Source organism: Bordetella sp. (assembly GCF_057362025.1).
The window spans coordinates 35,268-50,753 of sequence record NZ_JBMQQZ010000094.1; the positions used below are offsets into that span (position 1 = coordinate 35,268).

The window sequence follows — 15,486 nt, forward strand, 5'->3', positions numbered from 1 at the left end:
GGCGCGGGTCTGTCTGCGGCGAGGCAGCATGACGGCGTTACGATAAAGCCATCTCTTTACAGGAGCCGCCGATGCGCTGGCCCGTTCTCTTCGTTTCCCACGGGTCGCCCATGCTGGCGCTCGATCCCGGTCGCGCGGGCGCGGCCCTTGCCGCCTGGTCGCGGGGGCGCGAGCGCCCCACTGCCATTCTCGCCATTTCACCGCACTGGTATCGGAAGGGCGCGGCGGTTGCGACGCGCGCGGTGCAGGAGGCATGGCATGATTTCGGCGGCTTTCCGGATGAGCTGTATCGGCTGGATTATGGGCCTCCCGGTTCGCCGGGGATGGCGGCCAAGGTCCGGTCGCTGTTGGCCGACAGCGGTATCGCGGTCGATGCCGACCCGGAGCGCCCGCTGGATCATGGCGTGTGGGTGCCGCTGCGCTACCTGTATCCGGATGCCGATATTCCGGTCGTCGCGCTGGCACTGGATGCGACGCGCGATGCGGCGGGCCAGTACCTACTGGGCCAGGCGCTCAAGCCCCTGCGCGACGAAGGCGTGCTGATCCTGGCATCCGGCTCCCTGACCCATAACCTGCGCCACGTACAACGCCGGCATGACGCGCCCGCGCTGCCCTATGTACGCCCTTTCCAGCAGTGGTTCGCCGACCGGCTGGCCGCCGGCGATACGGCGGCCTTGCTGGATTGGCGTGCGCGCGCGCCGGAGGCCGGGCAGGCGCATCCGCACGACGACCACCTCATGCCCCTGTTCGTCGGATGGGGTGCCGGGGAGGGCGCCGCCATGCGACTGGTGGATGAAGTCGCCTACGGCGCCCTGGCCATGGACGCTTACCAGTTCGGCTAAGGTCCCGGCCGGTCTCTGCTGGCCTTGGGGTCGATCCCGGCGGCGCCGGACGGCTGTGTCCAGCGCCGGGCAAACACAGGCCGGAAGAGCGGGCAGGCCGTCGGCCTTGATGCATTGCGCCGGGCTTCGGGTCGCCGGTCCAGGCATGTCATCGTACATCTGTGGTACGCCCCCCGCGCCGCACGCAGCCAGGGCACGCAGGTATGGCGCTCGGAAACCCTCTCACGTCCCCGGATGTTGCATTTGACGTCGATCTGAATTCTCGGCAGAATCTGCCGAACTTATATGATGTCCTATAACAGAAGCAGATCGAGGAGACAAACCCATGCCCCTATCCCGCCGCTCATTCCTGACCGCCGCCGGCGCGGCCGCGCTGTACGGCACCGCGCCGGTTGTCCGCGCGCAGCAGAACTGGCCCGAACGCAACGTCCGCCTCCTGGTGCCCTATCCCGCGGGAGGCTCCTCCGACATCATCGCGCGCGCGATCAGCCAGCCTCTGTCTGAAACCCTCAAGCAGACCGTCATCGTCGATAACCGCCCGGGCGCCAATGGCAACCTGGGGGCCGCCATCGTGGCGCAGTCGGGCGAAGACCGGCACACCTTGCTGCTATGCGATGTCGGCGCGCTGATGATCAGCCCGTCGGTCTATACCAAGCTCAGCTTCGATCCCAACAAGGATCTGCGCGGCGTGAGCATGCTGGCCTATTCGCCGCATATCCTCGCGGTGCACCCGTCGGTGCCCGTGAACACGCTGCCGGAACTCGTGGCCCTGTCCAAGCGCGAACGCCTGAACTTCGCCGTCACCGCGATGGGCAGCGCGCCGCACGTCGCCGGCGTGGCGGTGGAACAGGCTACCCACGCCCGATGGCAGTATGTGCCCTACAAGGGCGGTTCCCAGGCCATCACGGATACCATCGGCGGCCAGACCCAGATCATCATGAACGGCATGCTTGCCACACTGCCGCATGTGCAGAGCGGCAAGCTGAAGGCGATCGCCGTGTCCAGCCGCAACCGCATGCCGCAATTGCCGAATGTCGCCACCATCGCGGAACAGGGCGTTGCCGGTTTCGAGTCCGGTACCTGGCAAGGGCTGGTGGCGCCGGCCTCCATGCCGCCGGAAGTCCTGGCCAGGCTCAGCAAGGACCTGGCCGGCATCCTGAACGCGCCGGCATTGAAGACCAAGCTGGCGGAGCAGGGCGCCGACGTCGTGACCATGACCCCCGCCGAAATGGACAAATGGCTGTCCGCCGAACGCCAGCGGTGGGCGGTCGTGGTGCAGAAGGCCGATATCCGGCTGGATTGAGCGCGGGCTGCCTGGCCTGATTGGCGCCGGCTGCATGGCAAGATCGCCGCGCCGTAAAAAAAGGACCGGGCCTCGCGAGCCCGGTCCCTTGTTGCTCCCGCCAGCGCCGTACCGGCCGGCAGCGGGGCTGCGCCCGCCCTCAGGCGGCCAGCAACTGGCGCAATACGAAAGGCAGGATGCCGCCGTGCTTGTAGTAATCGACTTCGATCGGCGTGTCGATGCGCAACAGCACCTGTACCGCCTGCGTCGAGCCGTCCTTGCGATGGATCGTCAGCGTCACATCCTGCTGGGGCTTGATGCCGTTTTCCAGGCCCGACACGTCGAACGTTTCCTCGCCGGTGATGTTCAGCGACTGGGCGCTGTCATCGCCCTTGAACTGCAGAGGCAGCACGCCCATGCCGACGAGGTTGCTGCGGTGGATTCGCTCGAAGCTGCGAGCCACCACGGCTTTCACGCCCAGCAGCTGGGTGCCCTTGGCCGCCCAGTCGCGCGACGATCCCGTGCCGTATTCCTCGCCGCCGAAGACCACCGTGGGCACGCCGGCATCGATGTACTTCATGGCCGCGTCGTAGATGGGCATCTGCTCGCCGGACGGCTGGTACAGGGTTTCGCCGCCTTCGAAGCGACTGCCATCCGCGCGCGGCGGGATCATCAAATTCTTGATGCGCACGTTGGCGAAGGTGCCGCGCATCATGATTTCGTGATTACCGCGGCGTGAGCCGTAGCTGTTGAAGTCCGCCTTCATCACGCCGTGCTCCTTCAGCCATTTGCCGGCGGGCGAGCTTTCCTTGATCGAGCCTGCCGGCGAAATATGATCGGTTGTCACCGAGTCGCCGAAGATGCCGAGGGCACGCGCCCCCTTGACCGTCGGCATGGCCGCGGGCTTCATCGCGAAGTCCTTGAAGAAAGGCGGTTCCGCAATGTAGGTGGACGTGGGCCAGTTGTAGACTTCGCCGCTGACGCCCTTGATGTTTTCCCACAGCTTGCCGGGATTGGCGCGTACGTCGCTGTAGTTCTCGCGGAACGCGGTGGGGTCCAGTGCGAACTTCAACAGGTCGCGCACTTCCTCGGTGGACGGCCAGATGTCGCCCAGCCAGACGTCGCCGTTCTTGCCCTTGCCGACCGGTTCGGTCATCAGGTCGCGCAGCATCGTTCCTGCCAGCGCATAGGCCACGACTAGCGGCGGCGATGCCAGGAAGTTGGCCTTGATATTCGGATGGATGCGAGCCTCGAAGTTCCGGTTGCCCGACAGCACTGCGGCGCATACCAGGTCGTTGGCGTTGATCGCTTCGTTCAGGTCGGCCGCCAGGTCGCCGGCGTTGCCGATGCAGGTCGTGCAACCGTAGGCGGCGACGTTGAAGCCGAGTTTTTCCAGATAGGGCAGCAGGCCGGTCTTGGTGAGGTATTCCGTGACCACGCGCGATCCCGGTGCCAGCGACGTCTTGATGTGCGACGGTACCTTCAGGCCGGCTTCGACCGCCTTCTTGGCCAGCAGCCCGGCCGCCAGCATGACGCTGGGATTGGACGTGTTGGTGCACGACGTAATGGCGGCGATCAGGATGTCGCCGTTCTTGACCTTGGTGCCGGCGCTGGTGGTAAACACCTGGTCCAGCTTTTCCGCCGGCTGGTTGAAGCCGTTCTCGGCGACCGGCTTGGAGAACAGCGAGACGAACGTGTTCTTCACATTGCCGATCTCGATACGGTCCTGCGGGCGCTTGGGACCGGCCAGCGAGGGCGCCACGGTGCCGAGATCCAGCGTCAGCAGCTTGCTGTAGGTGATGTCCTTGGCCTTGGGCACGCCGAACATCTTCTGGGCCTTGAAGTAGGCTTCGAAGGCGGCGATTTCCTGTTCGGTGCGGCCGGTACCCTTGAAGTACTCGATGGTGCGTTCGTCCACCGGGAAGAAGCCCATGGTGGCGCCGTATTCGGGCGCCATGTTGCCGATGGTGGCGCGGTCGGTTACCGACAGGCTGGCCGTGCCCTCGCCGCAAAACTCGACGAACTTGCCGACCACCTTCTCGCGGCGCAGCATTTCGGTGATGGTCAGGACCAGATCGGTGGCGGTGACGCCGCCGCGCAACTGGCCTTTCAGTTCGACACCGACCACGTCGGGCGTGAGGAAATACACCGGTTGGCCCAGCATGCCCGCTTCGGCTTCGATACCGCCCACGCCCCAGCCCACCACGCCGATGCCATTGATCATGGTCGTGTGGCTGTCGGTACCGACCAGCGAATCCGGGTAGTACACGTTATTGGCCTTGTCCAGGTGCACGCCGCGCGCCAGGTATTCGAGGTTGACCTGGTGCACGATGCCGAAGCCCGGCGGTACGACGCGGAAGGTATCGAATGCGTCCATGCCCCATTTCATGAACTGGTAGCGCTCCTGGTTGCGCTTGAATTCCAGCTTCATGTTCAGGTCCAGAGCCTGTTTTGTGCCGAAGTAGTCGATCATGACGGAGTGGTCGACCACCAGGTCCACCGGCACCAGAGGTTCGATGCGCTTCGGGTCCGCGCCCATCGCCTGGGCCACCGAACGCATGGCGCCGATGTCGGCCAGCAGCGGGACACCCGTGAAGTCCTGCAGCACCACGCGCGCCACGACGAAGGGGATTTCCTCTTCGCGCCGGGCATTGGCTTGCCAGCTCGCCAACTGCCTGACGTGCTCTTCGGTCACTTTCTGGCCGTCACAATTGCGCAGCACCGACTCCAGGACGATACGCAGCGACATGGGCAGTCGCTGCACGTCCACGCCCAGCGCCTTGCCCAAAGCCGGCAGCGAGTAGTACTGACAGGTCTGGTTGCCGATCTTGAATGTCTTGAGGGTGTCGAACACGTTGTGCGGCATGATGAACTCCAGTGTGGTGGACCGCGAAAAAGCAGCCATTTTCATGCGTTTCCCCGCGCTTGTCATGTATGGCGGCGGGGCGAGTGGATCCGTATGTCTTATATCTTATGTCTTATATAAGACATTGCCAACCTGAAAAAGTTGCGGCCGTTTCTGCAAGGGGCGTGCCGCATGCTCTTCCAGGCAAATCGATAGCATAGCCAAAACCCGGGGCGGATCGTGAAACATGTGGCCGGACCGGCGCACTGTTTCAAGCCTTGCCGTCGCGCCACAGTCGAATAAGCGTCTGCGGCGCGCCTGCTTCGGGAACGCTGAAACGCAGGGGCTGCTCGTCGCCATCGCGCCGGATCTCGATGGTGAAATAACGCTGGTCGCCGGCGCCGCACCGGTCGTCGGCCATGGCCGCTGCCTGCACAAGGACTTCCCAAAGCCGACCGCGTTCGTCCTGCGGGCATTCGCGCGGAGAAATCATCCGCGGCCGCGCCAGCGCCGGGATGGCCGCCACGCCACCCTGGCGCCGGACCTGCACGGTCGCTACCGTATCCCAGGGAGGCAGGGGCTTCATGACAGTACACCCACGTCATGCCACGCCTGCCGGACGGCCGTTTGGGCGCCAGCTTTCCCGGCGTGCTTCAGCGTGAGCGAGGCGAAAGCGGCGAAATCCCCGTCCCGGGCCAGGGTACGGTCGCACAGGGCGTCGTACCAGATGCGCCCGGCCTGTTCCCAGGCGTGGCCGCCGAATGCGCTGGCGGCCAGGTAGAAGGCCCGGTTGGGTATCCCTGAATTCAAGTGGACGCCGCCGTTGTCTTCCTCGGTGTGGATGAAGTCGCGCATATGGGCCGGCTGCGGATCGCGGCCGAGCAAAGGGTCGTCATAGGCCGTGCCCGGAGCGCGCATGGACCGCAGACCCCTCGCGCGGACGGCGTCGGTAAACAGGCCTGCCCCGATCAGCCAGTCTGCCTGGTCGGCGGAATGTCCCAGTCGATACTGTTTTACCAATACGCCAAAAACATCGGAGATGGACTCGTTCAGGGCGCCCGCCTGGCCCCGGTAGACCAGGGCGGCCTCGTGGTCGATCACGCCATGCGATAGTTCGTGCCCGACGACGTCCATGGCGATGGTGAAACGGTTGAAGACTTCGCCGTCCCCGTCGCCGAATACCATCTGGGCGCCGTTCCAGAACGCGTTATCGTAGTGCTGGCCGTAGTGCACCGTGCCGACCAGCGCCATGCCTTTGCCATCGATGGAGTCGCGGCCGTAGACCTCGGCGAACAGCGTGTGCGTCGCGCCCAGGTAATCGTAGGCTTCGTCGGTGGCGGGGTCGCCGGTGGCGGCCTGGCCTTCGGCGCGCACCGGCCTGCCAGGCAATGCGGTGCCGCCCTCGGCCGTGTGGACACGGCGTGCGGCGCCGTCGGCCGCCCGTGCCGCCGGCATGCGGGCGAGCGCCTGCGCGGCGCCGCGCTGCGAACCGTCGTCGCCGATCAGGGTCAGCGTGGTCGTGGCGCATGCCCGGACATGAGGGCTGCCCTGCCGGGCAAGCCGGTTCAGCAGGTAAGGAGGCACGACGGCGTGCCGGGACATGCGGAAGCGGGGTGGGCGCATGGAGTGGTCCTCACGAACCGCTCCAGCATAATGCGCCACGTCGCGCGGGGCGAGCCTCGTTGCGCGCTGTTTCGCTCAGGCGGCCTTGCGTCGCCGCAGCAGGGCCTGGAGTTCGCCGACGATGCCGCGACGGAACGCCATCACGCAGATCACGAAGATCAGGCCGATGACGATGGTCACCGATTCCCCCAATTGGCGGAACCAATCGATACCGGTCGCGCTGGTCAGCGCCTGACCGAGATCGCCTACCTTGTTTTCCAAAAGGACAACGATCAGGGCACCCAGGACAGGGCCGAGGAAAGTGCCCATGCCGCCGATCAGGGTCATCAGGATGACCAGGCCCGACATCTGCCAGGTCGCGTCAGATAGGGTGGCCGACACGAACACCAAAGTCTTGGCCGAACCGGCCAGGCCCGCGATCGCTGCCGACAGGACGAAGGCCAGCAGCTTGAAGCGTTCGACGTCGTATCCCAGGGAAATCGCGCGAGGCTCGTTCTCGCGCAGCGCCTTGAGCACTTGTCCGAACGGCGAGTTGACGGTGCGCCAGACGATGGCAAAGCCGAACAGGAACAACGCCAGGACCAGGTAGTACAGGGTCAGGTCGCTGCTCAGGTCTATCATGCCGAACAGGCGCCCGCGCGGCACCCGCTGCAAGCCGTCCTCGCCGCCGGTGAAGCGGGCCTGCAGGAAGAAAAAATAGACCATCTGGGCCATGGCCAGCGTAATCATGGCGAAATAGATGCCGCTGCGGCGGATGGCCAGGCCCCCCACCACCAGGCCCAGCAGCGCAGCCACGCCCACGCCGAAGATCAGGCCGATTTCTGGCGTGACGCCCCAGGCCTTCAGGGCATAACCGGTGGCGTAGGCGGCGCTGCCCAAAAAGGCCGCGTGGCCGAACGACAGCAGGCCGGTAAAGCCCAGCAGCAGATTGAAGGCGCAGGCGAACAGTGCATAGCACATGACCTTCATGGCGAAGATCGGGTACACGCCCAGGAATGGCAGCAGCGCGGCCGCGACGGCAAGGACCAAATAGCCGGCAATGTGTCGATTCATTTTTCCTTCCCGAACAGCCCCGCGGGACGCAGCAGCAGCACGATGGCCATGATGACGAAGACGACCGTGTTGGACGCTTCGGGCCAGAACACCTTGGTCAGGCCCTCGATCACCCCCAGCCCCAGGCCTGTGACGATCGCGCCCATGATGGAGCCCATGCCGCCTATCACCACGACGGCAAATACCACGATGATCAGGTTGGAGCCCATCAGGGGCGAGACCTGAAGCACCGGCGCGGCCAGCACGCCGGCAAAGGCGGCCAGGGCGACGCCGAAACCGTAGGTCAGCATGATCATGCGCGGCACGTTCACGCCGAAAGCTTCCACCAGCCTGGGGTTCTCGGTGGCGGCGCGCAGCAGCGCGCCCAGCGGCGTGCGCTCGATGACGAACCAGGTGCCGAAGCAGACGATCAGCGAGGCCACCACGACCCAGCCGCGGTAGTTCGGCAGAATCATGAAGCCCAGGTTGGTGGCGCCGCGCAGCACGTCCGGCGTCGGGAAGGGCTGGCCGGACACGCCGTAGAAGCTGCGGAACAGCCCCTCGATCAGCAGCGTCAGGCCGAAGGTCAGCAGCAGGCCGTACAAATGGTCCAGCCGATAGAGGTGACGCAGCAGCAGGCGTTCGATGACGATGCCGAACACGCCCACCACCAGCGGCGACACAATCAGCATGACCCAGTAATTCAGGCCCAGATAGGCCACGCCCATCCAGGCGACGAAGGCGCCCATCATGTACAGGGCGCCGTGGGCGAAGTTGATGACGTTGAGCAGGCCGAATATCACCGCCAGGCCGAGTGACAGCATGGCGTAGAAGGAACCGTTCACCAGGCCCAGCAGCAATTGCCCGAGCAGGGCCTGCATGGGGATGCCGAAAAAATTCATGGTTTTTTGGAAGTCCTGCGCCGGTTATGCATGGGCGAGCGAAGGCAGGCGAGCGCGCGGCGCCGGCCATGCCGGCCGGCGCCGCGCCGCGATGCCCGGCTTATTTCTTGACCAGCTTGCAGGTCGATTCGGACAGCTTGGTATATACCTGGTCCCCTGGCAGCGTGGCCACCACCTTGTAGTAGTCCCAGGGGCCCTTGGATTCCTTGGGCGTCTTGACCTGCATCAGATACATGTCGTGGATCATGCGGCCATCCTCGCGGACATAGCCGCCCTGGGCGAACATGTCGTTGACCTTGTTCGACTTCATCCACTTCATGACCGTATCGGCGTCATCGGTGCCGGTGGCCTTGACGGCGTTCAGGTAGAACGAGACCGAGGAATAGTCCCCCGCCTGCAGCATGGAAGGCTTGCGGCCGACCTTGGCTTCGAACTTCTTGCTCCAGGCACGCGACGCGTCGTTCTGGTCCCAGTACCAGCCGTCCGTCAGGTACATGCCCTGGGTGGCCTGCAGGCCCAGCGAATGGATGTCGTTGATGAACACCAGCAGGCCGGCCAGCTTCATCGTCTGCGTGATGCCGAATTCGTTCGCCGCCTTGACCGAATTGATCGTGTCGCCGCCCGCGTTGGCCAGCCCCAGGATCTGCGCCTTGGACGCCTGCGCCTGCAGCAGGAAGGACGAGAAGTCCGAAGCGCCCAGCGGCGCGCGCACCTGGCCCTTGACTTCGCCGCCGGCGGCTTTCACCACGTTCGCGGTGTCGCGTTCCAGCGCGTGGCCGAACGCGTAGTCGGCCGTCAGGAAGAACCAGCTCTTGCCGCCGTCCTTCACGACCGCCGAGCCCGTGCCGCGCGCCAGCGCCACGGTGTCGTAGGCGTAGTGCACCGTATAGGGCGTGCATTGGGAGTTGGTCAGGTCCGATGCGCCGGCCCCGATCGCGATGAAGGGCTTTTTCTTTTCCGCGGCCACGGCGGCCATGGCCAGGCTGGTGGCGGAATTCGTCCCGCCGATCAGTACGTCCACGTGTTCCTGGTCGAACCATTCGCGCGCGCGCGAGGACGCTACGTCGGCCTTGTTCTGGTGGTCGGCGTACAGCAGCTCGATCTTCTTGCCGTTGATGTTGCCGCCGGCATCTTCGATCGCCATGCGGATGGCTTCCACGCCGGCCTTGCCGTCGATGTCGGAATACACGCCCGACATATCGGTGATGAAGCCGATGCGGATGACATCGTTCGAGATGCCTTGCGCCTGGACGGCAGGCGCCACGGCGATGCCCAGGCCGGCAAGCGCCAATGCGGCGGTAAGGGAACGCAGCTTCATTTTGACTCCTCTCCCTCTTGTAGGGGGTTGCCGGTTATCCGGCGGTTGGCAGATTCAAACGCCCAACAGGTCGTTGAGCGCTTCCTGTTTTTCATGCAATTGTGATGCATCGAAGTGTTCGACGATCTGGCCATGTTCCATGACGTAGAAGCGGTCGGCCAGAGGTGCGGCGAAGTGGAAGTTCTGCTCCACCATCACGATGGTGTAGCCGCGTTGTTTCAGCGCCGTGATCATGCGTCCCAGCGCCTGCACGATAACCGGGGCGAGGCCTTCGGATATCTCGTCCAAAAGGAGCAGGCTGGCGCCGGTGCGCAGAATGCGCGCGACGGCCAGCATTTGCTGTTCGCCGCCGGACAACCGGGTGCCGGGCGACTGGCGGCGCTCGTGCAGGTTGGGAAACATGTCGTAGATCTCGGCCAGCGACATGCCGCCGCCCAGCGCGCCGCCGATCGCCGGCGGCAGCAGCAGGTTTTCTTCGCACGACAGGCTGGCGAAGATGCCGCGTTCTTCGGGGCAGTAGCCAACGCCAAGATGGGCGATGCGAAATGTCGGCAGGCCGATGGATTCGGTGCCATTGATCCGTACCGAGCCGCGGCGATGACCCGTCAGGCCCAGGATGGCGCGCAGCGTGGTGGTACGGCCGGCGCCGTTGCGCCCCAGCAGCGTGACGACTTCGCCCTGGCCGACGCGCATATTCACCCCGTGAAGAATATGCGATTCGCCGTACCAGGCGTGCAGATCGGAGATTTCCAGTGCCGGCGCTGTCATGCGTGCGCTCCTTGCAATTCACCCGCGGTGGTCCCCATGTACGCCTGCATGACGTCCGGATTGCGCGATACTTCGGCATAGCTGCCCTCCGCCAGGACGGCGCCGCGCGCCAGGACGGTAATGCGGTCGGCTATGGACGAGACCACGTTCATGTTGTGTTCGACCATCAAAATGGTGCGGCCGGCGCTTACCCGCTTGATCAGCCGGGTGACGCGATCGACGTCTTCATGTCCCATGCCTTGGGTGGGTTCATCCAGCAGCATCAGTTCCGGCTCCATGGCCAGCGTGGTCGCGATCTCCAGCGCCCGCTTGCGGCCATAGGGCAGGTTCACGGTCATTTCATCCGCGAAATCTCCCAGGTCGACTTCGTCCAGCAGCGCGCGAGCAGCGGGGTTCAACGCGTCCAGTCGCTTTTCGCTGCGCCAGAAATGGTAGGACAGCCCTGTCTTGCGCTGCAGTCCGATACGCACGTTTTCCAGCACCGTCAGGTGCGGAAAGACGGCGGAAATCTGGAACGACCGGATGATGCCGCGCCGGGCGATCTGGGCCGGCCTGTCGCGCGTGATGTCCGCGCCGTTGAACAGGATGCGTCCGGCGCTGGGCGCCAGGAATTTCGTCAAAAGATTGAAGCATGTGGTTTTGCCCGCTCCATTGGGCCCGATCAGGGCATGGATATGTCCACGCCTGACGCGCAGGTCGACCCCCTTTACCGCGATAAAGCCGCGGAATTCCTTGGTCAATCCCTGGGTCTCCAGAATGGTGTCTTCCATACTCCACCATTGTTCATTGTGCGTAATTGTTGCGGCGAGTATGCGGACGGCGAACGCAAAATACTATGCGGGTTTTACATAGGTTTTTTCTAAGGAATACGGGGACTTGACAGCCGTGTGACGAGCATCGGCATCACGCCGGCTTTGCGGGCGTTTTATGCCGGTATTCGCACAGGTCCGCGATACCGCATTGCGGGCATTTCGGGGTGCGGGCCACGCAGACATAGCGGCCGTGCAGGATAAGCCAGTGATGCGCGTCCTGCAGGTATTCCCTGGGGACGAGGCGGACCAGTTTCAATTCGACTTCCAGGACGTTTTTCCCCGGTGCCAGCCCGGTGCGGTTGGCGACGCGGAAGATGTGCGTGTCCACCGCCATCGTGGCCTCGCCGAAGGCGGTGTTCAGCACCACGTTGGCGGTCTTGCGGCCGACGCCGGGCAGGGCTTCGAGCGCTTCGCGGCTGCGCGGTACCTCGCCGCCGTGCTGCTCCAGGATAAGCCGCGCGGTGGCGACGGCGTTCTTCGCCTTGGTGCGGTACAGGCCGATGGTCTTGATGTATTCGGCCAGTCCGACTTCGCCCAGGTCGACGAGCCCTTGCGGGGTGCCGTGGTGGGGGAAAAACTTGCGCGTGGCGATGTTCACCGATTTGTCGGTCGCCTGCGCGGACAGCAGCACGGCGATCAACAGCTGGAATGGCGTCGCGTATTCGAGTTCGGTGGTCGGCGTCGGATTGGCGGCTTGCAGTCGGGCAAAGATTTCCCGGCGTTTGGCGGCATTCATCGGTGCGCTGTTTCCTTCTGGTATGGTCGTCGGCGCCCGGCCTGGCGGCCTGGCTTCTTCACGCCTTGTGTCGGCGCGGTCACGAAGCCGGCCGGCCGCGGCGCGCGCGGGCGCGCGCCAGGGCGTTTTCGATGGCCGCGCGTTTGCGGATGTCCGCGTTCCCGGGCGGGGCATCGGCAGCCGGCCCGGTCGCATGCCTGGCGGACGCCGCCAAAGGGGCGGCGGCGCGCCGGGCGCCGGCACCCGCACCGGCGTCGGCATCGGCGATCTCCCGCAGCCGTCGGGCGCGGCGTTCATGCCGATCGCGTGCCCGGCGGGCATCGTCCGCGGTCCAATCCCGGTTCGCCGGAACCATCGCGATGCAATCGACCGGACAGGGTGTGACGCACAGATCGCAGCCGGTGCACAGGTCATCCAGCACGGTATGCATGAGCTTGGCGGCGCCCACGATGGCGTCCACCGGACAGGCATCGATGCACAGCGTGCAGCCGATGCAATGGGCTTCGTCGATCACTGCCACCATGAGCGGACCGGGGCTTCCGCGCGACAGGTCCAGCGCGGGAGGCGGCCTGTCCAACAGGGAAGCCAGCGCCCGCACGCCGTCCTCGCCGCCGGGCGGGCAGCGGTTGATATCGGCTTCACCGCTCGCAATCGCGTCGGCGTAGGGACGGCAGCCGTCGTAACCGCATTTGGTGCATTGAGTCTGGGGTAGCAGGCCGTCGATGCGGTCGGCGAGAGTCGGAGTGGACATAAAAAAACCGGGGCCACGAGGCCCCGTTTCGGAATGATGGGCAGCCGGTGCCGCCGTGGTGCCTTCAGGCGTACTGGCGTATGAACTCGGCGATTTTAGGACAGATGATTTCGCGCCAGCGGCGTCCGGAGAAAATCCCGTAATGGCCGCAATTCTGTGCCGTGTAGTGCGTCTTGCGATCGGCGGGAATGCCGCTGCACAGGTCCAGTGCCGCGCGCGTCTGGCCCAGGCCCGAAATATCGTCCAGTTCGCCTTCCACGGTCATCAGGGCGACGTGCTTGATATCCGCGGGCTTGACCCGTTGGCCGTCCACTTCCCAGGTGCCTTTGGGCAGCTGGTATTCCTGGAACACCATCTTGATCGTGTCCAGGTAGAACTCGGCCGCCATGTCCAGGACGGCGTTGTATTCGTCATAGAAGCGGCGGTGCGCTTCCGCGTCGCTGTCGTCGCCCCGGACCAGGTCCTGGTAGAAATCGTAGTGCGATTTCAGGTGGCGGTCCGGGTTCATGGCGACGAAACCCGCATGTTGCAGGAAGCCCGGGTAGACCGGCCGGTTCACGCCGGGATAACGGCCCGGCACGCGATGGATCAGCTGGTTTTCAAACCACGAGTAGGGCTTGGTGGTCGCGAGGTTGTTGACCTGCGTGGGGCTCTTGCGCGGGTCGATGGGGCCGCCCATCATGACCATCGTGCGCGGCTGGCACGGGTCGTTGCTGGACGCCATCAGGGAAATCGCAGCCAGCACCGGTACGGTCGGCTGGCACACCGAAATCACGTGGGTATCCGCGCCCAGGAAGCGCAGGAAATCCTGCACGTAGCGCACATAATCGTTCAGGTGGAAGGGGCCTTCCGAGAGCGGCACCATGCGCGCATCGACCCAATCGGTAACGTACACATCGTGGCGCGGCAGCAGGGCGCGTACGGTATCGCGCAGCAGTGTGGCGTGGTGGCCCGACAGCGGCGCGACCAGCAATACCTGGGGATCCTTGCGCCGGGCCGGTCCCTGGCGTTCGAAATGGATCAGGCGGCAGAAGGGTTTGTCCACCGCGATTTTCTCAACTACCTTGACCTTCTTGCCGTCGATCTCGGTGGTGGGCAGCCCCCATTCCGGCTTCTCATATTCCTTGCCGATGCGATGCATCAGTTCGTAGCCGGCGGCAAGCTGGCGCGAAACCGGGGTGTATGCCCAGGGACTATAAGGATTGGAGAATAGCTGCGAGCCGACGTCCGTGAAGGCGGCCAAGGGCGTCAAGAAGGCGCGCTGCAGCTCATGTAGTTGATACAGCATCGAATATTCCTTTCCAGACCCGGAGCCATCGGCCCCGCGTCGCCTGGAACTGTCCAGATGCACTTTTGGACCGGCCCGTGGCGACTTCGTGCGCCTTATTTTACGCACTGCAACAGAGCTGACGATATTTAGGATGGTTTCCGGGGCTCTGCGGGCCCGGTTGTGTTGCCAAAACGGGAATTTTCAGATTTTTGTCAGTTTCCTGTCCCCGGCTCATTGGGGCGCGAGCACGTGCCCCGCTGGCGCCCGATACACGGCAATTCCCATGCCCGGCCTGCCGCGGGGCGTTGCGGTACGGATTTTCCGTCCCGCGGTTGCCGGGGCGTCGCGCAGTGTCCTGGCCAGCGGCGCGCCGACGCGGCACGCCGGGGAAACCCGTGTCACCAGTAGTTTTCGACCGCCAGGTTGCCTGGCACGCCGCGGCGGCCTGGCGCGAAGCCCTTTTCCCCGAGCAGTTTGCGCGCATCCGCGAGCATGGCCGGATTGCCGCACAGCATCACCCGCGCATGGGCCGGATCCAGCTTTTCACCCACCAGCGCTTCCAGGCGCCCGTCTTCGATCAGCGTGGTCAGCCGCGCCTGGGGCATGCCGGGCAGCGCTTCGCGCGAGGCGATAGGCACGTAGATGAGCTTGCGCGGATCCGCGCGATGGATGCCGGCAAATTCGGGCAGGGTGGACCAGCCTTCGATTTCCCGGCGATAGGCCAGTTCCTGGGCATTACGCACGCCATGGACGACGATGATGCGGCGAAAGGTCGTCCATGTGGCGGGATCGCGCAGGATGGAAAGGTAGGCGGACAGCCCGGTGCCGGTGGCAAGCAGCCACAGGTCGCTGTGCGCGCCGGTCTGCCCGGCCGGCGCGGCGAAGCGGTCTATCGTCAGGAAGCCGTAGGGGTTTTTCTCGATATAGAGCGCGTCCCCGGCTTTCAGCGCGGCCAGCCGGGGGCTGAAGGCACCCTCGGGTACGACGATGGAGTAGAACTCCAGTTCATTGTCCAGCGGCCCGGATACCATCGAGTAGGCGCGCCACAGCGTAGGCTCCGCGCCGGGGTTATCGCTTTCCGGCAGGCCGACACGCGCGAATTGCCCCGCCTTGAAGACGAAGGCCGGATCCCGCGTCACGCGCAGGGAGAACAGCTTGCCCGGCACCCAGTTGCGAACCTCGGTGACGGTCTGGCGCGTGTACTTGGTTTCGGTCATGGGCGGATCGGTGTCCCAATGCTGCGCCGGCGGGCCGGCTTGCCAGGCCCCGGAAGAAGGCGTTTGTGCAGCGCCGGCCCCTGGCCGG

General features: G+C 64.8%; 14 protein-coding genes. 2 read left to right on the top strand and 12 right to left on the bottom strand.

Going from position 1 to position 15,486, the window contains the following annotated elements:
- Window positions 1-71 precede the first annotated feature (71 nt).
- Together ACO1P8_RS20960 and ACO1P8_RS20965 are read left to right on the top strand one after the other, a co-directional pair.
- Window positions 72-842 (top strand): DODA-type extradiol aromatic ring-opening family dioxygenase, encoded by a 771-nt coding sequence (locus ACO1P8_RS20960; protein ID WP_486297794.1) that lies wholly within the window; start codon window positions 72-74, stop codon window positions 840-842.
- 325 nt (window positions 843-1,167) lie between these two features.
- Window positions 1,168-2,145 carry a Bug family tripartite tricarboxylate transporter substrate binding protein gene (locus ACO1P8_RS20965; RefSeq protein ID WP_486297795.1) on the top strand — a complete coding sequence of 326 codons (978 nt, stop codon included), beginning with the start codon at window positions 1,168-1,170 and terminating at the stop codon, window positions 2,143-2,145.
- A 139-nt stretch (window positions 2,146-2,284) separates the two neighbouring features.
- Here ACO1P8_RS20965 and acnA read toward each other — a convergent pair whose 3' ends face one another.
- The 12 genes from acnA to ACO1P8_RS21025 all read right to left on the bottom strand — a co-directional run bounded on the left by acnA (window position 2,285) and on the right by ACO1P8_RS21025 (window position 15,398).
- On the bottom strand, window positions 2,285-4,990 hold the full coding sequence (acnA, locus tag ACO1P8_RS20970; protein WP_486297867.1) for an aconitate hydratase AcnA: 2,706 nt from the start codon (window positions 4,988-4,990) through the stop codon (window positions 2,285-2,287).
- 250 nt (window positions 4,991-5,240) lie between these two features.
- A complete protein-coding gene (locus tag ACO1P8_RS20975) occupies window positions 5,241-5,555 on the bottom strand; it encodes a protealysin inhibitor emfourin (RefSeq protein WP_486297796.1) in 315 nt (104 codons plus the stop codon).
- Window positions 5,552-6,592, bottom strand: coding sequence for a M4 family metallopeptidase (locus tag ACO1P8_RS20980; protein ID WP_486297797.1), 1,041 nt, complete (start codon window positions 6,590-6,592; stop codon window positions 5,552-5,554). Before ACO1P8_RS20980 ends, ACO1P8_RS20975 begins: the two co-directional genes overlap by 4 nt.
- 75 nt (window positions 6,593-6,667) lie before the next feature.
- A complete protein-coding gene (locus tag ACO1P8_RS20985) occupies window positions 6,668-7,645 on the bottom strand; it encodes a branched-chain amino acid ABC transporter permease (RefSeq protein ID WP_486297798.1) in 978 nt (325 codons plus the stop codon).
- Window positions 7,642-8,526: a branched-chain amino acid ABC transporter permease gene (locus tag ACO1P8_RS20990; protein WP_486297799.1), complete on the bottom strand. Its 885-nt coding sequence runs from the start codon at window positions 8,524-8,526 to the stop codon at window positions 7,642-7,644. Before ACO1P8_RS20990 ends, ACO1P8_RS20985 begins: the two co-directional genes overlap by 4 nt.
- A 100-nt stretch (window positions 8,527-8,626) precedes the next feature.
- Window positions 8,627-9,844 carry an ABC transporter substrate-binding protein gene (locus ACO1P8_RS20995; RefSeq protein WP_486297800.1) on the bottom strand — a complete coding sequence of 406 codons (1,218 nt, stop codon included), beginning with the start codon at window positions 9,842-9,844 and terminating at the stop codon, window positions 8,627-8,629.
- 54 nt (window positions 9,845-9,898) lie between these two features.
- A complete protein-coding gene (locus ACO1P8_RS21000) occupies window positions 9,899-10,612 on the bottom strand; it encodes an ABC transporter ATP-binding protein (RefSeq protein WP_486297801.1) in 714 nt (237 codons plus the stop codon).
- Window positions 10,609-11,382 carry an ABC transporter ATP-binding protein gene (locus ACO1P8_RS21005; RefSeq protein ID WP_486297802.1) on the bottom strand — a complete coding sequence of 258 codons (774 nt, stop codon included), beginning with the start codon at window positions 11,380-11,382 and terminating at the stop codon, window positions 10,609-10,611. The genes ACO1P8_RS21000 and ACO1P8_RS21005 overlap by 4 nt, the downstream gene beginning before the upstream one ends.
- Before the next feature lie 133 nt (window positions 11,383-11,515).
- Window positions 11,516-12,160 (bottom strand): endonuclease III, encoded by a 645-nt coding sequence (gene nth, locus ACO1P8_RS21010; RefSeq protein WP_486297803.1) that lies wholly within the window; start codon window positions 12,158-12,160, stop codon window positions 11,516-11,518.
- A 79-nt stretch (window positions 12,161-12,239) separates the two neighbouring features.
- Entirely contained in the window at window positions 12,240-12,911 is a 672-nt protein-coding gene (rsxB, locus tag ACO1P8_RS21015) for an electron transport complex subunit RsxB (RefSeq protein ID WP_486297804.1), read from the bottom strand.
- 64 nt (window positions 12,912-12,975) lie between these two features.
- Window positions 12,976-14,199, bottom strand: a complete 1,224-nt coding sequence (locus ACO1P8_RS21020) for a polyhydroxyalkanoate depolymerase (RefSeq protein ID WP_486297805.1) — start codon at window positions 14,197-14,199, stop codon at window positions 12,976-12,978.
- 380 nt (window positions 14,200-14,579) lie between these two features.
- Window positions 14,580-15,398 carry a ferredoxin--NADP reductase gene (locus tag ACO1P8_RS21025; protein WP_486297806.1) on the bottom strand — a complete coding sequence of 273 codons (819 nt, stop codon included), beginning with the start codon at window positions 15,396-15,398 and terminating at the stop codon, window positions 14,580-14,582.
- Window positions 15,399-15,486 lie beyond the last annotated feature (88 nt).